The organism is Glutamicibacter sp. MOO4 (genome assembly GCF_056934395.1).
In genome coordinates, this window is record NZ_CM167800.1 from 1946357 (window position 1) to 1967288 (window position 20932).

22 protein-coding genes and 1 tRNA gene are annotated in these 20932 nt (G+C 54.6%); 10 read left to right on the forward strand and 13 right to left on the reverse strand.

Annotated features, from left to right (window positions below; all coding sequences use genetic code 11):
* The first annotated feature begins 281 nt into the window (after positions 1 to 281).
* Entirely contained in the window at positions 282 to 779 is a 498-nt protein-coding gene (locus AC1Z3F_RS09055) for an aminoacyl-tRNA deacylase (RefSeq protein ID WP_262199590.1), read from the forward strand.
* Here the strand turns inward: AC1Z3F_RS09055 and AC1Z3F_RS09060 are convergent.
* The 8 genes from AC1Z3F_RS09060 to AC1Z3F_RS09095 form a co-directional block, all read right to left on the reverse strand.
* A complete protein-coding gene (locus tag AC1Z3F_RS09060; protein ID WP_483565580.1) occupies positions 733 to 1902 on the reverse strand; it encodes an acyltransferase family protein in 1170 nt (389 codons plus the stop codon). The two genes, AC1Z3F_RS09055 and AC1Z3F_RS09060, sit on opposite strands and share 47 nt — an antisense overlap.
* Before the next feature lie 148 nt (positions 1903 to 2050).
* Positions 2051 to 2425: a 50S ribosomal protein L7/L12 gene (gene rplL / locus AC1Z3F_RS09065; RefSeq protein WP_131088797.1), complete on the reverse strand. Its 375-nt coding sequence runs from the start codon at positions 2423 to 2425 to the stop codon at positions 2051 to 2053.
* Between the two features lie 72 nt (positions 2426 to 2497).
* Positions 2498 to 3019, reverse strand: a complete 522-nt coding sequence (gene rplJ, locus AC1Z3F_RS09070) for a 50S ribosomal protein L10 (protein WP_131088798.1) — start codon at positions 3017 to 3019, stop codon at positions 2498 to 2500.
* A gap of 353 nt (positions 3020 to 3372) precedes the next feature.
* The gene (gene rplA / locus AC1Z3F_RS09075; RefSeq protein ID WP_131088799.1) at positions 3373 to 4077 is read right to left on the reverse strand and encodes a 50S ribosomal protein L1; all 705 of its coding nucleotides are present in this window, start codon (positions 4075 to 4077) and stop codon (positions 3373 to 3375) included.
* Between the two features lie 135 nt (positions 4078 to 4212).
* Positions 4213 to 4644 (reverse strand): 50S ribosomal protein L11, encoded by a 432-nt coding sequence (rplK, locus tag AC1Z3F_RS09080; protein ID WP_022874150.1) that lies wholly within the window; start codon positions 4642 to 4644, stop codon positions 4213 to 4215.
* Positions 4645 to 4774: 130 nt separating this feature from the next.
* A complete protein-coding gene (gene nusG / locus AC1Z3F_RS09085) occupies positions 4775 to 5611 on the reverse strand; it encodes a transcription termination/antitermination protein NusG (protein ID WP_444613939.1) in 837 nt (278 codons plus the stop codon).
* A 72-nt stretch (positions 5612 to 5683) separates the two neighbouring features.
* Complete coding sequence (secE, locus tag AC1Z3F_RS09090; protein WP_131088801.1) at positions 5684 to 5932, reverse strand: preprotein translocase subunit SecE; 249 nt, start codon at positions 5930 to 5932, stop codon at positions 5684 to 5686.
* Positions 5933 to 6049: 117 nt separating this feature from the next.
* Positions 6050 to 6122: transfer RNA gene (locus tag AC1Z3F_RS09095), tRNA-Trp, on the reverse strand.
* A 272-nt stretch (positions 6123 to 6394) separates the two neighbouring features.
* On the opposite strand from AC1Z3F_RS09095, the gene AC1Z3F_RS09100 reads away from it, so the two are divergent.
* Complete coding sequence (locus tag AC1Z3F_RS09100; protein WP_483565581.1) at positions 6395 to 7594, forward strand: pyridoxal phosphate-dependent aminotransferase; 1200 nt, start codon at positions 6395 to 6397, stop codon at positions 7592 to 7594.
* A gap of 80 nt (positions 7595 to 7674) precedes the next feature.
* Here the strand turns inward: AC1Z3F_RS09100 and AC1Z3F_RS09105 are convergent, their stop codons facing one another.
* Together AC1Z3F_RS09105 and AC1Z3F_RS09110 are read right to left on the reverse strand one after the other, a co-directional pair.
* Positions 7675 to 8343, reverse strand: coding sequence for a LuxR C-terminal-related transcriptional regulator (locus tag AC1Z3F_RS09105; protein WP_483565582.1), 669 nt, complete (start codon positions 8341 to 8343; stop codon positions 7675 to 7677).
* A complete protein-coding gene (locus AC1Z3F_RS09110; protein WP_131088804.1) occupies positions 8340 to 9605 on the reverse strand; it encodes an ATP-binding protein in 1266 nt (421 codons plus the stop codon). Before AC1Z3F_RS09110 ends, AC1Z3F_RS09105 begins: the two co-directional genes overlap by 4 nt.
* Before the next feature lie 126 nt (positions 9606 to 9731).
* Between AC1Z3F_RS09110 and AC1Z3F_RS09115 the strand changes: the two genes are divergently transcribed.
* The 4 genes from AC1Z3F_RS09115 (at position 9732) to AC1Z3F_RS09130 (ending at position 12888) form a co-directional block, all read left to right on the forward strand.
* Positions 9732 to 11057: a PspC domain-containing protein gene (locus tag AC1Z3F_RS09115; protein WP_483565583.1), complete on the forward strand. Its 1326-nt coding sequence runs from the start codon at positions 9732 to 9734 to the stop codon at positions 11055 to 11057.
* A gap of 13 nt (positions 11058 to 11070) precedes the next feature.
* A complete protein-coding gene (locus tag AC1Z3F_RS09120; protein ID WP_131088806.1) occupies positions 11071 to 11319 on the forward strand; it encodes a hypothetical protein in 249 nt (82 codons plus the stop codon).
* 40 nt (positions 11320 to 11359) lie between these two features.
* Positions 11360 to 11602: a PspC domain-containing protein gene (locus AC1Z3F_RS09125; RefSeq protein ID WP_131088807.1), complete on the forward strand. Its 243-nt coding sequence runs from the start codon at positions 11360 to 11362 to the stop codon at positions 11600 to 11602.
* A gap of 257 nt (positions 11603 to 11859) precedes the next feature.
* Positions 11860 to 12888, forward strand: coding sequence for a 6-phosphofructokinase (locus tag AC1Z3F_RS09130; protein WP_131088808.1), 1029 nt, complete (start codon positions 11860 to 11862; stop codon positions 12886 to 12888).
* 82 nt (positions 12889 to 12970) lie between these two features.
* On the opposite strand, the gene ygfZ is transcribed toward AC1Z3F_RS09130, so the two are convergent.
* From ygfZ to AC1Z3F_RS09145, 3 genes are all read right to left on the reverse strand, one after another.
* Positions 12971 to 14053, reverse strand: a complete 1083-nt coding sequence (ygfZ, locus tag AC1Z3F_RS09135) for a CAF17-like 4Fe-4S cluster assembly/insertion protein YgfZ (protein WP_444613941.1) — start codon at positions 14051 to 14053, stop codon at positions 12971 to 12973.
* A gap of 2 nt (positions 14054 to 14055) precedes the next feature.
* On the reverse strand, positions 14056 to 14670 hold the full coding sequence (locus AC1Z3F_RS09140; protein WP_131088810.1) for a heme-binding beta-barrel domain-containing protein: 615 nt from the start codon (positions 14668 to 14670) through the stop codon (positions 14056 to 14058).
* A 277-nt stretch (positions 14671 to 14947) separates the two neighbouring features.
* Positions 14948 to 15688 carry a hypothetical protein gene (locus AC1Z3F_RS09145; RefSeq protein WP_262199584.1) on the reverse strand — a complete coding sequence of 247 codons (741 nt, stop codon included), beginning with the start codon at positions 15686 to 15688 and terminating at the stop codon, positions 14948 to 14950.
* 126 nt (positions 15689 to 15814) lie between these two features.
* On the opposite strand from AC1Z3F_RS09145, the gene AC1Z3F_RS09150 reads away from it, so the two are divergent.
* The 4 genes from AC1Z3F_RS09150 to AC1Z3F_RS09165 all read left to right on the forward strand — a co-directional run bounded on the left by AC1Z3F_RS09150 (position 15815) and on the right by AC1Z3F_RS09165 (position 20800).
* Complete coding sequence (locus AC1Z3F_RS09150; RefSeq protein ID WP_131088812.1) at positions 15815 to 16483, forward strand: winged helix-turn-helix transcriptional regulator; 669 nt, start codon at positions 15815 to 15817, stop codon at positions 16481 to 16483.
* Positions 16484 to 16534: 51 nt separating this feature from the next.
* Positions 16535 to 17491 carry a mycothiol synthase gene (gene mshD / locus AC1Z3F_RS09155; protein ID WP_131088813.1) on the forward strand — a complete coding sequence of 319 codons (957 nt, stop codon included), beginning with the start codon at positions 16535 to 16537 and terminating at the stop codon, positions 17489 to 17491.
* Positions 17492 to 17576: 85 nt separating this feature from the next.
* Positions 17577 to 19793 (forward strand): RNA degradosome polyphosphate kinase, encoded by a 2217-nt coding sequence (locus AC1Z3F_RS09160; RefSeq protein ID WP_483565584.1) that lies wholly within the window; start codon positions 17577 to 17579, stop codon positions 19791 to 19793.
* Positions 19793 to 20800, forward strand: coding sequence for an NUDIX hydrolase (locus tag AC1Z3F_RS09165; protein WP_444613944.1), 1008 nt, complete (start codon positions 19793 to 19795; stop codon positions 20798 to 20800). Before AC1Z3F_RS09160 ends, AC1Z3F_RS09165 begins: the two co-directional genes overlap by 1 nt.
* The last annotated feature ends 132 nt before the right edge of the window (positions 20801 to 20932 follow it).

Genomic DNA, 20932 nt, shown 5'->3' on the forward strand with positions numbered 1-20932 from the left:
ACGAGTTTTGGCGTGAGCTAGCAACATTTACTTACGCTCCGCTTTGATAGCGAATATTTCCTGAGGCCCAAGAATTACAACCAGCGTGCAGAGTTAGGTATTCCGCGCGGGTCCATTGGCCCACCTATCCCCCGCGTACAAGACGGCATTTTCAGTCTCTGCCGTTCTTGCCAAACCTGAATGCAACTATCTGAATGTACCAAGGGCATGGCTGCAAGGTTTATGGCATCTTCAAGACCCAATGGTTATGCTCGAGCACACATCGACGGTCAGGAGATCTAATGAATAAGTTGCAATCGGATGAGGCATTGACCCGAGTCACCTTGGACGCGTCTCGCCGAAACATACCGATCGAGATAGTGCCACGCGAAAAGGTTAACTCTCTGGAGGAGGCCGCCGAAGCGTTGGGGATCAAATCTGGACAGCTACTGAAGTCTCTGGTGATCAAAAAATCGGATGACACGTTTGTCTTTGCTTTGATTCCCGGTGGACGAAAGCTCGATTGGGCGAAGCTGCGCAGTCAGATAGGCGTCAACAAACTCTCGCTGCCACCAGCGGACGTGGCCTGGGACGTCACCCACTACGAAAGTGGGACCATCACACCGTTTGGATCTCATACGGTGTTACCCGTATTTGTTGATTCCAGTGTCTTTGAGGAACCCGAAGCTGAACACATTGGCTTGGGAAGTGGCGACCGCGGTCATGGTCTCTTGGTTAAACCTCGTGATTTTGTTAGCGGATTTGATGCCACGATTGCTGATATTTCGACTCCGGCATAGGGAACGCGGATCGGGTAACGGAGCTCTTGATCCATTCCACCGCTGTGGTCAGCGACTTGGTGGTTGCGCTGCGTAGGGCAAGGCCCAATGGCTTTTCTACAAAGCGCGCCACCAGGTAAGCCCAGAGCAGCATAAGTCCAACAAGTCCAAAGAGCAGCACGTACTTGTTGAAGACCCCGTGAAGTTCTTCGATGATCCACCAACCCCAGAGCTGGTGGAATAGGTAGAGCGGGAAGGTCAGTGAACCGGCTACGGCCATCCACTTTGCACGAACATTCTTTAGTGGAGTCAGGGTGCATAGGGCCAGTACTGCAACACAGAGAACCGCCAGGACTTGGAAATGCCATTCTGGGATTTGTAGCCCAGAGAGATAGTCCGCATCAAAGCTGCCCTTGATACCGGTGAAGAAGGCTGCGATCGCGGTGTCAAAGATCAGCAGCGTCCAACGCATCAGGGTATGTCCGCTTTGGTAGATCAAGAACAGCATCATGCCGGCTGCAAAGAGTGCTGCATACTGACCAGCAAACCAGTCCTGCGCCTTATCCAGATTGGTGAAGTGCAGGTACATGCCAATGCCTGGCCAGATCGCACAGAGCCACATGATGTGTTTGTTCTTCACAAAACCGAGGGCCAATAGAACACCTAGCAGGATGTAGAACCTCAGCTCCACCCAGAGGGTCCAATACACGCCGTCAAAGTCTTGGATATTAAATGCTGACTGCATCATCGTCAGGTTTGGCACGATGTCGCTGGCTGTACGTCCATCGTTACCTGACGGCCAGATCTTCAGCGACAGCACCGCGGCGGCAAGGACGGCGAACCAATAGGCCGGATAGAGCCGCCCAACTCGGGATCCGATAAAACCGATCACGCTCTTGCCCTGTACGGACATGAGAATAACAAAGCCGGAAATGAGGAAGAAGAGCTGTACTCCCAATTGCCCGTAGCGGGTGAATTCAGAGAGTACCGGCCAGAACTCAGCGGCCTTGGTCCCCCAGTGATCATGCCCCCATGCCGTGTAGTGGTAGAACACCACGATCAGGGCAGCGGTGAATCGCAACGCATCGAGTAAGCCAAGTCTTGGCGCTGGTGCGTGGGTCCGAGGGGCTAATGAGTTTGACACATATTCAGCCTATGCAATGAACTTGAATAAACGCTGTTAATAGAAACGTTATAAAACAATTGCTACGAAAGTATCAGTTAACGGCTAAGGGGTCCACAGGCTTTCGCCTGTGGACCCCTTAGCAATAAGTTGCGAGTGACCGCTGTACTTACTTAACGGTTACGGTTGCGCCAGCAGCCTCGAGGGACTCCTTAGCCTTCTCCGCTGCGTCCTTTGCAACGCCCTCAAGCAGAGCCTTTGGAGCTGCGTCTACGAGCTCCTTAGCTTCCTTCAGGCCCAGGGAAGTCAATGCACGAACTTCCTTGATAACTGCGATCTTCTTGTCGCCAGCCGATTCGAGAACAACGTCGAATTCGGTCTGCTCTTCAGCAGCAGCTTCGCCGCCGCCTGCAGGACCTGCAACTGCAACAGCAGCAGCGGTAACGTCGAAGGTCTCTTCGAATTCCTTAACGAACTCGGAAAGCTCGATGATGGTCATTTCCTTGAATGCGGAAAGCAGCTCTTCGTTGCTGAGCTTCGCCATGGTAGGCGTCCTTTCGGTTTTGGCCCGAAGGCCGAATGAATTTGGGATTACGTTGCGAGAGAACTCGAAAGCTTAGGCTTCTGCCGGAGCTTCCTCGGTGGCTGCGCCACCGTTCTCGTCGAGCTTTGCACGCAGTGCTTCGACGGCGCGAGCAGCAGCGGAGGCCGGAGCCTGCAGTACTGCAGCAACGCGAGCCAGCTGGGTTTCGCGGGATTCCAGTGCGGCCAGTGCAGCGATGCCACTCTGATCCAGCGCCTTACCTTCGAACCAGCCGGTCTTGATGACCAGCTTCTCGTTGGTCTTGGCGAATTCCGTGAGGCTCTTTGCAGCAGCAACAGCATCGCCCTTTACAAAGGCGATAGCGGTTGGGCCGGAAAGCTGCTCATCGAATGCATCGATGCCAGCGTTCTTAGCTGCGATTGCGGTCAAGGTGTTCTTTACAACTGCGTACTTGGTCTCCTGACCAAGAGCGCGGCGAAGTTCCTTGAGCTGTGCAACGGTAAGCCCACGGTATTCGGTCAAGACAGCCGCGGTTGCTTCGTTAAAGTCCGCAGTGATTTCTTCAATCGCTGCAGTCTTGCTCGGGGTTGCCATAACACTCCTTCCGGGGATTTGTTCGGTACCGTTTCAAAACCGGCGAGGCCATAAAAATAGCCCCGCGCAGGAGCACAGGGCAGTTCAACTTATTCAAGTTAAAACAAATCTATGTAACCTGCGTTGGTTGTCCTTTCGGACCTTTAGGAACAAATAGGAAACCATTTGCTCAACCGACGGTCTTCGGTATTTCTAGTCTAAAACAGATCACGCAGCCACAGCAAATCGAGCCCGAGCCCAATTGCCATGATCCTGATCACGGATTGCCAAGTACAGCAGTTGAACTGCACTTAAACTTCGAGGGAGCATGCCGACTGATCGGCATGCTCCCTCGAAATCAAAAGCTAAATAGCTTAGGCCTCAACGCGGGTTACGTTCGGGTCAACAGGGATACCTGGACCGAAGGTAGTTGCGAGGGTAGCCTTCGAGATGTAGCGACCCTTGGAAGCCGAAGGCTTCAGGCGCAATACCTCTTCGAGTGCAGCTGCGTAGTTCTCGGTCAGCTGCTTCTGATCGAACGAAACCTTACCAATGATGAAGTGAAGGTTCGAGTGCTTGTCGACGCGGAAGTCGATCTTACCGCCCTTGATGTCGCCAACAGCCTTGGCAACATCCATGGTTACGGTGCCGGTCTTAGGGTTTGGCATCAGGTTACGTGGACCCAGTACCTTACCCAAGCGGCCAACTTTACCCATGAGGTCAGGGGTAGCAACTGCTGCGTCGAAGTCAACCCAGCCGCCCTGGATCTTTTCGATCAGGTCGTCTGAACCAACGAAGTCGGCGCCAGCAGCGCGAGCTGCTTCTGCCTTGTCACCGTTAGCGAAAACAACCACGCGGGCGGTCTTACCGGTGCCGTGTGGAAGGTTTACGGTACCGCGAACCATCTGATCAGCCTTACGTGGGTCTACACCCAAGCGGAAAGCAACCTCAACGGTCGAGTTAGCCTTTTCGCCTGCGGTCTCCTTAGCCAGGGCAATTGCCTCGGCTGGAGCGTAGACATTGTTGTCGGCATCGATCTTAGCCGCGGCGGCTACGTATGCTTTGCTGCGCTTTGCCATCTGCGTTTTCTCCTTATGCAGTCGTGGTCATATGGACCGCGCGCGGTCCTGCCACGGGCGAATCGATCTATGGATCGTCTCGCCTTAGATTAAATTCTGATTTGCTATCCAACAGGTGAACAGCGGAAGGCGGAATTAGCCTTCTACGGTGACACCCATGGAGCGAGCGGTACCGGCGATGATCTTTGCTGCAGCAGCAAGATCGTTAGCGTTCAGGTCAGCCATCTTAGCGGTGGCGATTTCCTCAACCTGTGCCTGGGTAAGGTTTGCAACCTTCAGGGACTGTGGGGTACCCGAACCCTTAGCAACGCCAGCAGCCTTCTTGATCAGCTCAGCTGCAGGAGGAGTCTTGGTGATGAAAGTGAACGAACGGTCTTCGTATACGGTGATTTCAACTGGAATCACGTTACCGCGCTGCGACTCAGTCGCTGCGTTGTAAGCCTTGCAGAATTCCATGATGTTGACGCCGTGCTGACCAAGTGCTGGACCGATTGGTGGAGCTGGGTTAGCAGCACCTGCCTGGATCTGCAGCTTGATGAGTCCGGTGACCTTTTTCTTTGGGGCCATGTCGGGTCCTTCTTACTCTTGCGTTTCCCGCAGCACAGGAGCGTGGTACGGGGATCTGGCTATCGTGGCGCGACAGCCAAACGTGCCCTCACATCGATAAGCGACCGATACGGGGCACGAAGACTTAATACTACTGGATCTTATTGACCTGGTTGAAGTTCAGGGTCACTGGGGTTTCGCGTTCGAAGATCGAAACCAGAACAACCAGCTGAGCCGAATCCAGCTTGATCTCGGAGATCGTGGCCGGCATCGTTTCGAATGGACCATCGTTGACGATGACCGATTCTCCAACCTCAAAGTCCACAGTGACCTCAGTGATTGGGGCACGGCCAGGCTTGGAAGCCGATGGCTGCTCCACTGGGTCAACCACAGTGTGCTCAAGCATGGAGAAGACTTCGTCCAAGCTCAATGGGTTTGGATCATGGGCGTTGCCAACAAAACCGGTGACACCTGGAGTGTGGCGAACAACACCCCACGAAGCGTCGGTGAGTTCCATACGAACCAGAACGTAGCCCGGGATGCGAACACGGCGAACAATCTTACGCTGAGTGTTCTTGACCTCTACGACTTCTTCCATTGGTACCTGGATGTCGTAGATAAACTCTTCCATATCCTGAGTCTGGATACGGGTTTCAAGGTTCACCTTTACGCGGTTTTCGTAACCAGCGTAGGTGTGAATAACAAACCAGTCACCTGGCAGGCGGCGCAGCTTCGAGCGGAATTCTTCCTTGAGGCGTGCAACCTTGGTTTCGCCGTCTTCTTCAACTTCGGCTTCTTCATCCGAGGTTTCAGCGTCGGCTTCGTCGGCTTCAACGTCTGAGACCTCAGCGTCATCAGCATCTTCGGCTGGGGCTTCGGTCAGCTCGGTTTCAACCTCAGCGGCTGGATCTACCTGAGCGCTGTCGGCTTCAACGAACTCGTTTTCGACCTCGTCATTAATCTGCGGTTCGAGTTCCTTGTCGGACACTGCAGCTCCTGCTTTCTTTGACTGAATGACACTAAATTGCCTCGGGGCGATTATACCTCCGAGGCAACTAAATTACTGTTCTACCTGTTTAGTGAACAGGAGGATCGAACCCTGCCCGAAGACGAAGTCCAGGGCCGTCACGATCAGCATCACCACAACAACAAATCCAACAACCACCAAGAAGTAGTTGAGCAATTCGCTACGGGTTGGGGTGACAACCTTCTTAAGTTCCGCGATTACCTGTCGGATGAACAGCATGATTCGGGCGAAAAAGCCCGACTTCTGCTTACCGTTACCGGAGTTAAGAGCAGATTCGGTCACGTTCTTCCTCGTTTCAATTTTTTTGGCCAGTTGAAACAATCACGGTGCGTCGTAGCCTGACCGACCACAACACACCGTGACGTGAGATAATTCGCTGAGCGATAAATCGCTACTGCGCAGGGCAGACAGGACTCGAACCTGCAACCTGCGGTTTTGGAGACCGCTGCGCTACCAATTGCGCCACTACCCTTCGAGCTTTTCTCAGCTCTGATTACTTAGAACATCGTACCGGATGAAACCCTTGGGCTGATCCGCTGCAATGTCTGAGCAACGAGAAATAACTTTACGCAACGAAATCACAATTGTCGAACTGACAACCCTCGGTGTGGCGCAGAACGCATGGAACAGCGACTGCTGCCTGTGTGTTTATGTCATTTTCACTCACGCTCTGAGAATCTTGCACATGGGGAACTAAACTTGGTTTTAACAGCTCTCCCCATAACCAACAGGACGAACTTTTACATGTCTCGTATTTCACGCCGCATCGGCGCCATCTCTGAATCCGCGACCCTTGCCGTGGACGCCAAGGCCAAGGCCTTGAAAGCCGCAGGACGCCCAGTCATCGGGTTCGGTGCCGGTGAGCCTGACTTCCCAACGCCTGACTACATTGTTGACGCTGCGCTCAAGGCTGCAGTTGATCCAAAGAACCACCGCTACTCCCCCGCAGCCGGTCTGCCAGAATTGCGTGAAGCAATTGCCGCAAAGACACTGCGCGATTCCGGCTACGAGATCTCTGCATCCCAGGTACTGGTCACCAACGGCGGTAAGCAGGCCGTGTACAACACCTTCGCCACCTTGTTGGATCCAGGAGACGAAGTGATCGTCCCTGCTCCGTTCTGGACCACCTACCCTGAAGCAATCCAGCTGGCCGGTGGCAAGGCAGTATCGATCTTTGCTGGTCCTGAACAGGGCTACAAGGTCACCATCGAGCAGCTCGAATCGGTATTGACCGAACGCACCAAGGTATTGCTGTTCGTTTCTCCTTCAAACCCAACCGGCGCCGTGTACTCACCTGAGCAGGTTCGCGAGATCGGCCTGTGGGCTGCGTCCAAGGGCTTGTGGGTTGTCACCGACGAAATCTATGAACACCTGACCTATGGCGATGCAAGCTTCAGCTCCATTGCTACTTTGGCTCCAGAGCTTGAAGACCGCGTGGTCATCCTCAACGGTGTTGCTAAGACCTACGCTATGACCGGTTGGCGTGTGGGATGGATGGCCGGTCCAGCCGATGTCATCAAGGCTGCTACCAACTTGCAGTCGCACGCTACCTCCAACGTGGCCAACGTATCCCAGCGCGCAGCACTAGCTGCTGTTGCCGGACCACTAGATGCAGTGAACGAAATGAAGACTGCCTTTAACCGTCGCCGCTTGGCGATCGTTGAAGGGCTGAACGCTATTGACGGACTGCACTGCCCAACTCCTGAGGGTGCGTTCTACGCTTACTCGGATGTTCGTGGCCTGCTCGGTCGCGAAATCCGTGGCGTTGTTAACAACACCAGCGCCGAGCTGGCTGCCTTCATTCTGGAACAGGCTGAAGTTGCCGTTGTTCCGGGTGAAGCTTTTGGTCCTTCCGGCTACATCCGCATGTCCTACGCACTAGGTGACGCGGATCTTGCTGAGGGTGTTGCACGTCTGGCCAATCTTTTGGGTGACGCGAAGTAACTGATCGAGTCACTACACAAGGGCGGGGTACCAAGCATTGCTTGGTACCCCGCCCTTGATGCATCTGCTGGAGCTAGGTATTAGAGGATCTTGCGGTCCACTGCCCAACGGGTCAGTTCATGTCTGTTGGAAAGCTGTAGTTTGCGCAAAACGTTAGAGACATGTGATTCCACGGTCTTTACCGAGATAAACAGTTCTTTAGCAACTTCCTTGTAGCTGTAGCCACGAGCAATCAGGCGCATCACCTGCAGTTCCCTGTCCGAGAGCAGATCTAGCTCTTCATCAATCTCGGATACCGCCGTACTACTGCCAAAAGCGTCAAGGACAAAGCCAGCCAAACGTGGCGAAAAGACGGCATCTCCAGCAGCTACACGCCGCACGGCATCAGAGATGTCAGCCCCCGAGATGCTCTTGGTGACATAGCCTCGGGCGCCAGCACGAATCACGGTCACCACATCTTGAGCGGCATCAGAAACACTCAGCGCCAAGAATTTGGTGGTGCCCAGTAGGTCGGCACAATTTTTCAGAACCTCGGCTCCCCCACCAGCGCGCCCACCGGGAAGGTGCACATCCAGTAAAACCACGTCTGGCTTTTTCTCGGTGATCACGGCAATGGCTTCTTCAACGGTTCCAGCTTCACCAACGATCTGCATATCACTGGCAAGATCTGCTTTGAGTCCAGAACGGAAAATTGCATGATCGTCCACCAGGACTACGCGATAGCTCTGAGTACTGTTCTCGATGCTCATGATGTTTGTTCTTCCTGCGTTGTGCTTCGTGGCATGCTCAGCTGTACTTCGGTCCCAGTTTCACTGCTTCGTATCTGCGCTGTTCCACCCGCGCGCTGCATGCGGCCAATAATCGATTCGCGGACGCCGTGACGGTCCTCGGGAACATCTTCTACGTTGAAGCCTTCCCCACGGTCACGGATAAAGACTTCCACGGATTCTTCAGAACACTCCAGATACACCGAGATCTTTCCCTCGGCATGTTTGGCAGCATTCATCATCGCTTCCCTGGCGGCCGCCACTAATGCTTGCTGACCGTCAAAGCCTTGAGCATTGCCCACCGCAATGACTTCAACGTCGCGCAGCAGTAACTGCTCAATGTCATTGGCTTCATGCTGGACTTCAACTACTACGTCTTCATCGTTTAGGTCTTGGTTGCCATAGAGCCACTGACGTAATTCACGTTCTTGGATCCTTGCCAAGGTCCTGACTGCGGCCGGGTCATCACTGCGTTTTTGGATCACGGCCAAAGTTTGCAAGACCGAGTCGTGCAAGTGGGCAGCAAATTCTGCACGTTGCGCGGCTGCTTGACGTGAACTGCGCTCCGCGAGGAAGTCGCGCCAGAGCCGAGTACCCCAAGGCAAGAGAACGATAACTGCTCCGGCAATAATGGCCAATGCGGCCCACATTCCTCCGAGCAAATCTGAGATTCCCACCGAGCCACTGAGGATGGTCAGCAGTCCACCGATCACCAGGATCAGCCCTAGACCCATGCGGATCAGAACCGGGCGGGAGTTTTTCTTGGCCGCTTGCGTCGCTTGCTCATCAAGTTGCAACCAAGCCAAAAGAATTCCGGCAAGAATTCCAATGCCCGGCCAGATCAGATCCCAGCGAATATTCCATCCGGACCATTGAGCCAGCGCGAGCACCGAAAGAACCAGCAGCCCGCTACCGATAAGAATCTCGCGCCACGAAGAGTTTGTCTCCAAGCCCTCGCGTGAACGGAAAATCCCCTGCTGTACCCGAGTCATCTCCTCGGCCAAGCTGCGCGTGCGGGTACCCCAGGAACGGATTTCATCGGCTTGCGCTTCTTCAGCGCTGGGCACAAATACCCAGAGCCATGCATAAAGGACTGCGCCGATTCCCCCGAGAGCGGTCAGTGCGATAAAGCCCAAGCGTACATAGTTCAGCGGAATACCCAAATGCGCTGAGAGCCCACCACTGACGCCAGCGATCATACGCTTCTCGCTGCGCACCAAGAGGCTTCGTTCGGGACTTTCCATAGTTCTAAGTCAAGCACGTTATGCACGACTTTTGGTGTTTGATCAGCACATCTAGGGTGACCCCTAGGGCAAATTCAGGGTATCCCCTCATAGCGGTGAGCGGTGATCACACGAGAACATAGAAGCATGAACAATTCGGAGTCCGGGCGTCGAGGCTTTTTTATCCAGCTGGGCAAGTCACCATTTATCCGCAAGGAATCACGGTGGCTTGGTGGCGTCGCTACGGGAATAGCAGATTACTTCAAGATCGACGTGATCTTGGCGCGTGGCATCGTTGTTGTGCTGAGCTTCCTCGGTGGCCTGGGGTTGATCCTTTACGGTTTGGCCTGGGCGTTGCTGCCAGATGAGCAGGGACGAATCCATCTAGAGCAAGCGATGAAGAAGGACTGGACCAGCGGGATGACTGGGGCAACGATTGTTGTTTTCTTAGGCATCTTTCCCGCTCAGTGGATCTTGGATTCCGTGACACCGGTCGTGTGGCCTATAGCCATAGCGGCGGCGATCTTGTTCATTATTTTCAGTCGAAAGAACACGAAGTTCGATAAGCCTCGGCCTTATAAGCCACGGGCGGCGAAGAACTCCACGGATAAAACAGCGCACACAACCGCCATGGAGAAAACGTGGCGTGATGACACCCAGAGTTTCAGCAGCAGTGCCGCAGCAGCTCCAGGTAGATCCACTACTGAGAATTTTGATCAGGAGGAAGTCATGGCACCGAGACCGTCTGAGCCTTCAGGGGACAGCTATAGCTACGACTATTCGTACAGTCCCGAGTCGGCTTACACCCACCCCTATACACACCAGAGCGCAAAGCAAAAAGCGATGCGTAAGACACGTCTGGCTGAGCCAATTCCCGGTTGGCTCTCCACCACAGTCATCGGGCTAGTTGTCCTGGTGATGGCCGCAGTGCTGTGTGCAGACTACCTAAACTTCGTACAACTTCCAGGAGCTGGCTGGGGTGTGGCACTGGCAGTGGGTTTGTTGATCACCGGCCTCGCCATTGTTCTGGCCGCGGTAGCTGGACGCACCACCGGCGGGCTGCACGGTATCGCCGTTCCGTTGCTGGTGCTCACCATAGTCTTGTCGGGATCAGCGTTTGGAACCTCGGACCGAGAAGTTGTTCGGTCAGAAAAATCAAGCAATGAATACAGTGCCGTGTTCAGTAAGTCGGATGTGGATCTGACCCACCTGAATTCCATCACTTCTCCGACGACAGTGAAGATCGATTCAGTCTTCTCCCGACTCGATTTGAAACTTCCCTCTGATGTGCCAGTGCAGATCACCAGCGACGGGGTCTTTAATTCCCAGATGGATGGGGAACTGCCTCAGGATAATCGCGACTTCCCAGCGGATGCACCTTTACTAACCGTTGAGGTTGATGGCCTATTCTCGGCCTATGACACGCAAGTGGTCACCTCAATTTCATCCACCAACACGAACCCAGACTCCTAAGGAGTGAACAACCATGAGCACTGATTCTCATCTAGCCAAAAAGTTCCCCACTGGAACTCTGGTCTTCGGGCTGATCTTGATTGTCGTGGCCATCGCAACGCTCAGTCGCACAATGTTGAACTGGAGTTTGGACATGCCACTGTTCTTCATTATCGTGGTGGCCTTCGCCGGACTTGCGATGATCGTTTCAGGACTTTCCTCCGCTGGGAAACGACGCCAACGCGAAACCGAGATCCCAGCACCAACTGACCCAAACCTGTAACTCTTCAACCTCACGAACCTCAACTCTAAGGAGCTCGACCATGGACAAGTTCTTCAATTCCCTTCGCGCAATGCCACTACGCCGCGGACCATCGCGTATGGCCGGCGGTATCGCCGGTGGCATTGCTGACAAGTTTGGCTGGGACGTCACCTTGGTGCGAATCGGCCTGTTGCTCTCATTCTTGTTGCCCTTCATTGGCATCGCCGCATACATCGTTGCGTGGATCTTGATTCCTGCACAGGACGACAGCATCATTTTGCAGAATTGGTTACGCAAGTTCTAAGCAGCCAAGATTTCCGCAATGTTTCGCGGATTTCACTTGCATAGCTTCAAAATAAGGGCGAGACGCGGTCATTTCGGTGACTTGCAACTCGCCCTTGTGGCTTTAAGCACGTAGACTGTCATGCAGAATTGATGCTCAAAGACGCGCGGCAATTATTTGACATCCCAATGGAAATCTTTGTTGCTCTAGCAACGTTTCAACGAAACTGCGCCCAGCTTGTTGCACGAGGCTTTCCAATCTTTACGAAGCGAGGCCCAATGCGCGTTGGAATCATGACTTCAGGCGGAGACTGCCCAGGTCTTAACGCTGTGATCCGCGGTGCCGTACTCAACGGCATCAAGAGCTACGACTACGAATTCGTAGGTTTCCGGGACGGCTGGCGCGGAGTTAAGGAAGGCGACTTCTTCGAACTTCCACGCACCGCCGTTCGAGGCATCGCCAAGCAGGGTGGCACCATCTTGGGCACCTCACGCACCAACGCTTTTGAAGGTGAGCTAGGCGGAGCTGAAAACATCTCTCGCGTACTCAAAGAAAACAACATTGATGCTTTGATCGCCATTGGCGGCGAAGGTACCTTGGCTGGCGCTCAGCGCCTCTGCGCTGAAGGTCTGCCAATTGTTGGTGTTCCCAAGACCATCGATAATGACTTGGACGCCACCGACTACACCTTCGGTTTTGATACCGCTAACCAGATCGCCGTAGAAGCTATCGACCGTTTGCGTACTACCGGGGACTCCCACCACCGTTGCATGGTGGCCGAAGTAATGGGCCGCCACGTTGGCTGGATTGCCATGCACGCCGGTATGGCTTCAGGTGCTCACGCCATCTTGATTCCCGAGGTTGCTACCCCGATGGAACAGATCTGCGAGTGGGTTGCAGAAGCTCACGAACGTGGACGTGCACCGTTGGTAGTTGTCGCGGAAGGCTTTGTTCCTGAGGGAATGGAAGAGGCCTTCTCGGTGCGTGGTGTGGATACCTTCGGCCGTGCACGCCTCGGCGGCATCGGCGAGATGCTTGCCCCGGTCATTGAAGAACGCACCGGAATTGAAACCCGCGCTACCGTCTTGGGTCATATCCAACGTGGTGGCGTTCCTACCGCTTTTGACCGCGTACTGGCTACCCGTTTGGGCATGGCTGCAGTTGACTCGGTCAACGAGACCGCATGGGGCACCATGGTGGCTCTGCACGGCACCAAGGTGCTGCGTGTGCCACTGCGTGCTGCGCTCAATAACCTTAAGCGTGTGCCAATGGATCGCTACGAAGAAGCAGCAGTACTCTTCGGATAATCTTTAGCACTAGAACATAGGTGAGGCCGAGAATGCATTGCATTCTCGGCCTCACCTATATTCGGATGTTGCGTTGGCAGTACTAGCCCTGTGGAGGGGTGCGCAGGAAGCCGGTAAAGCGTCCAGCGACCTGTCCAGCATCAGGAGTCACGATGACGTCCTGGGTTGCTGGGTAGTTGGTTTCACCGTCAACAACAGTCAGTACGGAATCCGGATCCACATTTCGCTTGATCACGGCCAAGGCAATGGGACCGGCTTCATAGTGCAGGGTGGCTGAGGTGATGTGACCAACGGTCCGCTCCCCCAGCTTGACCTCAGCACCGGTGGACGGAAGCGTGTGCAGCGAACCGTCAAGGTCCAAGAAGACAACACGACGTGGTGGATGCCCAATGTTGTGTACTCGGGCCACGGTTTCCTGACCCTTGTAACAACCCTTTTCTAGGTGCACAGCAGTGCGCAACCAGTCCAGTTCATGCGGGATGATCTTCTCGTCAATCTCTGCACCAAAGCGTGGTTCCCAGGCGGCAATGCGCAAGGATTCAACAGCCATCATGCCAGCTAGTTCTTCCTCGGCTACGGCCTGTTCAAGCTGATCAAGAGCAACCACATGCAACAACCACGGACGGTCCTTGCCCGGGTGGTCTTCGCGTGAATACGCCCAACCACCGTCGACAACGCCAGGCCAAGGATCTACCCAAACGAGGGATGACGCAGTAGGGATCTGACGAGTTGCAGCCAGCACTCCGTGCGTTGCCGAAAGGTTGTTAACCTCTACTCGCAGCATGAAGCGCATCGAATTCAAGAACTGTTCCAGGGCTGCTCCAGCACCAGGTTCAACGATGAGCACTAGACGGTCCTGGTCAGCCAGCACCTTCATCTCATGTTCAACACGGCCCTGAATTGAAAGCAACAAAGTCTGGGTGCTCTGCGTTGGCTTGAGCGTTGTGATCCGCTGAGTGCTGAGCGTATCAAGCCAGCTCGCGCGGTCCTCGCCACGAATTTCGAGAACATCAAAGTGGCTCAGGTCTGCAATGGCCTGACCTTCAGCCAGCTTGCGGGCTTCACGAGTAGGCGCACCATAGTGCGCAGCAACGCCGGCATCGACACCGCCGGCTTCAATGGCGCCAGCACGTGAGAGCAAGACCGAGCGGTAAGTTTCGCTCATATCTACTTCACCGAGTTTTCAGTATTCACGCGCTTGAGCGCGGCCGAAGCGTGAGCTTTCAGATCAAGATTGCCTTGGGATACATCCCAGCGCCAGAACAGTTCACCGTTAACCAACCCGTAGATGCGGGTTGAGGAAGCATATTCTTTGGCGTTCTTACTGCGTAGCAGTCCTTCGGTGGCCAGCTGAATGCGTGGGCCATCAATGAGTCCGTAGTACAGCTCAGAAAGCCCACCTGGGTGCACGATGTGCGCCTGAATCTTGAAGCCCTCATCGGTGTGCAACTTCTGAACGTCGTCAGCTGAACGCAACACGGGGAAGATATCCCCCGGAGTCATGCCAGGGCCTGCATCAGCTTCTTGCTGCTTGCGATCCAAGGACCAGAAGCCGTTTTCTACGGCAAGGATTCGTAGCTTAGTTCCGTCGGCTTCGGTGAGCCATGCTTCGCTACGGTACTCAAGGTAGGGGGCACCAACATCACGGAAGGTGACTTGTTGCCAAAAGTATTCGTCCTCGGCTTCGCCGTCGCCTAGTCGGCCCGCACCTTCCCAGGTGCCAATGAGCCAAGCGAAAGGTACTAGTTCCGGGGTGAGGTCCGTTGGGAGATCAAATGCCATGGACGACTCGCTTCCTCTAATTCATTGGTGAAATGAAAAACAGCGCACACGTTATTGTGTGCGCTGCTTTTGCTTTTGACCTACTTCTGACCCTGGAAGAGACGCTTTACTACCAAGCCTGCAAAGCCCGCCATACCAAGACCGGCGATCACAACGAGTGCCTGGAAGAAAATTTCGAGTGCAAGATAATTTTCATTCATGGCTTCATCTTAGCGCGATACCGAGGAGAACTTCGACACGCGTGACGTAGCCCGCACTCAGTTGTTTCATTTCGTTTCTAGATGAACGCCAAAACTTCCATGACGTACCAACTCGAAGCACCGCTGAGCAAGATGATTCCCGAGGACAGCCCCAGAATTCCGCTGAGGTTGCGCACACTTCGACTGGCCAATGCCAGCGCTCGTAATGAGCCGACAAGAAGTCCGGCAATCAGTCCCATAGCGGCACCTTGGTACCACAGAATGTCTACCGGTAGAGCGCTGGCCGCAGCTCCCAAGGCAACTGCCACCAAAGGTGCCAGGATCATGGTGATGCGGTTAGGAAGGCGGGTGACCACAATGGCTCCGGCGCCCAACAATGCACTGACCGTCACGACCGCGATGCCAAAACCGTAGGAAACTTCGGCGCTGGCAGACCAGGCTGATCCCAAGACGCCAAGCACCATGCCGGTGACTCCTGAGACCACGCCAGCTAGCCGTCCTTCGGCCTCCGCACCGCGAAGAACCTGAGAGATAAACACCAGCAGTACGCCCACCGCGATGACTTCCACACCGTGTGACATCACAGAGGATCCGGGCATAAACAGCGTCGCGGAGGTGGCCGCCAGTGAACAAATAGCAATGATGATTGAAATGGGCCACGGTGCATCGGAGCGGACCATTCGAGGCCAAGTGAACGCAAAAATCAGCTGTAATATTGCGGTCACGAGACCCATCGGCCACGACAGTGTCGAAAGGCTTGCGGCCCCGGCCAATAGGGCAGCAGCGACGAACCCGCACAATAAGACTTTGATTCTCAAACTAAGTTTCCTGACGGTAATGTGTCTGCATCTGCGTGTTCACATGCATGATTCAAGTGATTCTTTCCTTATACTGTGACACGTAAAGATCATTTATTCGCAACAACTTGGTAGGAGGACGACCTATTGGCCCACCTACTGCTACTTAGCAATCATGCCGAAAACGCGGCCGAAGTTCTTCCCGCGCTCGAATTACTACTGCATGAGATTTCTTTCCTTCCTGCAACCACCGAATCGCTGAGTCAGGTTCCAGAATGTGACGCTGTCATTTTGGACGCTCGCACCGACCTGATTCCAGCCCGTTCGCTGGCACAGATCCTGCATGCAAACCTGCACCTTCCGCTACTGCTGGTTGTCAGTGAAGGCGCGTTGGGTATTTTGAATTCCGAATGGCATGCCGCTGATTTCCTTTTGCCTTCGGCTATTCCGGCTGAACTTGATGCTCGCATCCGACTGATGCTCGCAGCGATCCCAGAAGCATCAGTAGCACCGGTGGCTGCCGAAAACACCACGGGACTGCGCATCGATGAGCTCAGCTACACGGCTCGGATTGATAACCGCATGTTGGATCTGACGTACAAGGAATTTGAGCTGCTCAAGTACCTAGCTCAGTTCCCTGGTCGAGTCTTCACCCGCGAGCAGCTGCTGCACGAGGTCTGGGGCTACGACTACTACGGAGGCACTCGCACGGTGGACGTTCACGTTCGTCGCCTGCGCGCCAAATTGGGCACTGATCACGAACAACTCATCGGAACAGTTCGTAACGTCGGCTACCGTTTCCATACCGAATCATAACTTTCAGCTAATTTATGGCGGGTTCATTCCTTTACCGACTATCGTGAAGATATGAGTGAACTGCCACAGACCACAGTATCGATTCACCAAGTATCTGACGAGCTTGATGAGCGCACGCTAAGTGACGTACGCCAGCTTGCTAAAGACTCCTTAAACGTTGATGGCAATCCGCCGCTGAGCGACCAGACTCTGGTCGCTCTAGCGGCCGATGATGCCAGTGAAAATATCATTACCCTGCTGGCAGAAGTTGGCGAAGGCACAGAATCAGTGCTCGCCGGTATTGCCGTAGTTGTGCGCGAAGCCGCCGACCAGCCATGGGTACTGGAAGTAGTAGTGCATCCCGATCACCGTAAAACCGGAATTGGTCGTGCGCTGCTCACCAAGCTCAGCGAACTGATCGATTTGCCCCAGGCTCAGGCATGGGCGCACGGAGATCATGAAGCCGCTAAGAAGCTTGCCTCGCGTATTGGCATGAGCCGCGTACGCGAGCTATACCGGATGCGCCGCGAAGGTACCGACTTCCTCGAAGAAGCCCCGGTTGATCGCCGAATCAGCGTTCGTTCCTTCCGCGTTGGAGAAGATGAACCATCGTGGCTCGAATCCAATTCGCAGGCCTTTGTACATCACCCAGAGCAGGGCTCACTGACCCTCAGTGACCTTGAAGCACGAATGGCCGAAGATTGGTTTGACCCTTCCGGCTTCTTCTTGGCATTTAATGCAGAGCAGAAGCTCGTCGCCTACCACTGGACCAAGATCCATCAGTCCTCGGGTGAATCCATTCGCCCTACCGGCGAGGTCTACGTTGTTGGTGTTGTTCCCGAAGCCCAGGGCATGGGCCTCGGCCGCTCACTAACCACCACCGGAATCAACTACCTGTTAGAGCAGGGCGTGGACGCGGTCATTCTCTACGTTGATGCTGAAAATGAAGCGGCCGTCAAGCTCTACCGCTCCCTTGGCTTCACACTTTGGGATGCAGACATTATGTACGGCCCGCAGCCGATAGACTAGTGATACTGGCGGTCCCATGTACTAACTGGGACCGCCTTCACAAGGTGTTTTGACATCTACTCGCAAGAAGAAATGAGTTCAGCAGATGACTAGCTCCCCCAAGGAAACTACTCCTCGTCTAAGTGATGTTCCCTCCTCCAAAGTTAATGAGGACAGAATTGAACCCGCTGAAGTCATTCCGGCTCCACAGCTGGACGGCGAGTTTCACAACGAGCGATTCCTTGACCGTGAACTGAGCTGGTTGCACTTCAACGCCCGCGTTTTAGAACTTGCTGAAGACACCACCTTGCCGTTGCTGGAACGCGTGAACTTCCTGTCGATTTTTGCTTCCAACCTTGACGAATTTTTCATGGTTCGCGTCGCTGGCCTCAAGCGTCGTATTGCAGCCGGGCTCGCGGTTCCCGCACCTAACGGCATGAGCCCAGTAGACCAACTGGAATTGTTGCTCTCTTCGGCTCACGCATTGCAGACCCGCCACGCTAACGTCTTCTCCGAGGCGGTTTCTCCAGACCTCGCTGAGCACGGCATCCGCATCACCACCTGGGATCAGCTTTCCGGTGGTGAGCACGACATTCTTTCCAAATGGTTTGTCTCCCAGGTCTTCCCGGTGCTCACCCCACTGGCCGTTGACCCAGCTCACCCGTTCCCCTACATCTCCGGCTTGTCGCTAAACCTTGCTGTGGTTGTACGCAATCCTTTGACCGGCAAGCAGCTCTTTGCCCGACTTAAGGTGCCCGATACCATTGCTCGTTTGATCAGCATTGATGGCACCCGCGCAGCGCATTCTTCGCACAAGACCGCTCGCTTCATTCCGCTCGAAGCGCTCATTGCAGTGCATCTTGAGATGCTCTTCCCAGGCATGGAAATCGTGGAGCACCACTTCTTCCGTGTGACTCGTAACGAGGATCTGGAAGTTGAAGAAGACGACGCCGAGAACCTGCTTCAGGCTCTCGAGAAGGAATTGCTGCGTCGTCGCTTTGGCCCACCGGTTCGTTTGGAAGTTGCTGATGACATCAACTCCGAAATCATGGAGTTGCTGACCAGGGAACTGGGCGTTGAGGAAGACGAAGTCTTCAAACTACCTGCTCCCCTCGATCTTCGTGGTCTCGGCGTCATCGCCTCACTGGATCGCGCAGAGCTGCACTACCCAAAGCACATGGGACACACCTCCCGCTACCTGAACGAGTCGGAGACGGCCAAGGCCGCCAACGTCTTTGCTGCTGTGCGTCGCCGCGACATTTTGCTGCACCACCCTTACGATTCATTCTCCACCAGTGTCCAGGCGTTCTTGGAACAGGCTGCCGCTGACCCTAAGGTCATGGCCATCAAGCAGACCTTGTACCGCACCAGTGGTGATTCACCGATCGTTGATGCCTTGATTGATGCTGCAGAAGCAGGCAAACAGGTTCTGGCATTGGTAGAAATCAAGGCCCGCTTTGATGAGCAGGCCAACATCAGCTGGGCCAGGAAACTGGAACAGGCTGGCGTGCACGTGGTTTACGGCATTGTCGGGTTGAAGACTCACTCCAAGCTGTCCTTGGTAGTGCGTCGTGAGGGTGACAAGCTGCGCCGCTACTGCCACATCGGTACCGGTAACTACCACCCACGCACTGCCCGATACTATGAAGACTTCGGCTTGCTCACCTGTGATGACGCCGTAGGTGAAGACGTTTCAAAGCTGTTCAACCAGCTGTCTGGCTATGCACCACGCTCAACCTACAGCCGCTTGCTCGTTGCCCCTCGTTCGGTGCGCACCGGTTTGCTCACGCATATCGAGAATGAAATCTCCAACGCAAAGTCCGGCACTGACGCCAAGGTAGTCATCAAGGTCAACTCGATCGTTGATGAAGTCATCATTGACGCTCTGTACCGAGCCAGCCAAGCCGGCGTCAAGGTTGAAGTCATTGTCCGTGGCATCTGTGCACTGCGCCCCGGAGTGCCTGGACTCAGCGATAATATACAGGTGCGTTCCATCTTGGGCCGCTTCCTTGAGCACAGCCGCGTCTTCATGTTTGCTAACGCCGGAGAGCCACTGGTTTACATCGGTTCTGCAGACATGATGCACCGCAACTTGGACCGCCGAGTTGAGGCCTTGGTGTCTTTGCGCAACCAAGAAGACGTGGATGACTTGATCCACCAGCTTGGCCTGTACATGGATGACAAGACCGCTTCATGGCACCTGAACTCTAATGGGGAATGGATTCGCTATTCTCAGGATGAAGAAGGCAACCCACTGACCGATGTTCAGTTCTGGCTCATCGAAGAGCATGCCCGCCGTCGCAATAGTGGGCGTAACAGCTAGTGGCCGAGCTTGAACTGCGCGATCCTCATGCCAGAGTTCGTGAAATTATCCGCTCAGTAGATGCCGATGAAATTTCCCTCGGCGACTATGAAATCATCGCTGCGGGCGCGATCCCTTGGCGGATCCTTGATGGAAAACTTCAGGTTTTGCTCATCCATCGTCCAAAGTATGACGATTGGTCCTGGCCTAAGGGCAAGCTGGATCCGGGTGAGTCCATTGCTGAATGCGCTATCCGTGAAGTACGTGAGGAAATTGGTCTTCGCATTGCTCTGGGCATTCCGCTCTCGGCGACGGCTTACTCGGTCAAGAACAAGTCAAAAGTTGTCTATTACTGGGCAGCCAAGACTGATCCACTGACTGTTATTCAGCCCGACGGTGGTGAATGCGATGAGACCAAGTGGATGAGCGTGAAGAAGGCTCGGGAAATGTTGACCAACCCGACCGATGCACAACCACTGGAAGATTTGGCTAAGGCCCATAAGAACGAGACGCTCAACGCCCAACCGGTGTTGATTGTCCGCCATGCCAAGGCCAAACCACGAGGCAACTGGACCAAAGCGGAAGGTGAACGCCCTTTGGCGGCCACCGGACGACGTCAGGCTCAGGCCGTTTCGCGCATGCTTGAAGCGTGGCAGCCAGCGTTCATTGCCACCTCGCCGTGGGTTCGTTGCGTTCAGACGCTGGCTCCCTACGCGGCCTTGCACGCAATGAAGATGAGGAACGTCAAGGCACTGACCGAACACGCGGCCACACGTCACCCCGAACGTGCCCGCAAGGCGGTGCAGAAGCTTTTTAATAAGTACCGTTCTCAAGCTATTTGTACTCACCGACCGGTGTTGCCATTTGTCTTGGAAGTTCTCGCTAAGAACTCCACACCGGAACTGGCCAAGGCCTTACCCACGGTGGATCCTTATCTGGAACCCGGATCAATCATCGTGGCCCAACAGGTTGCTGGAGCAAAGCCACGCATGGTGTCCTTTGAAATCCACGTGCCTTACCACGATTAGTCGCTAGCTTCGCCCGGCAATTTTTGCCGGGCTTTGCTGTACCCGGATGAAGTGCCCAAACCCGTTGCATCTGGCTCCGATTAGGGCTAAGACTGTACTAAGCACTTCACACGCATCGGAAAACGAGGTATC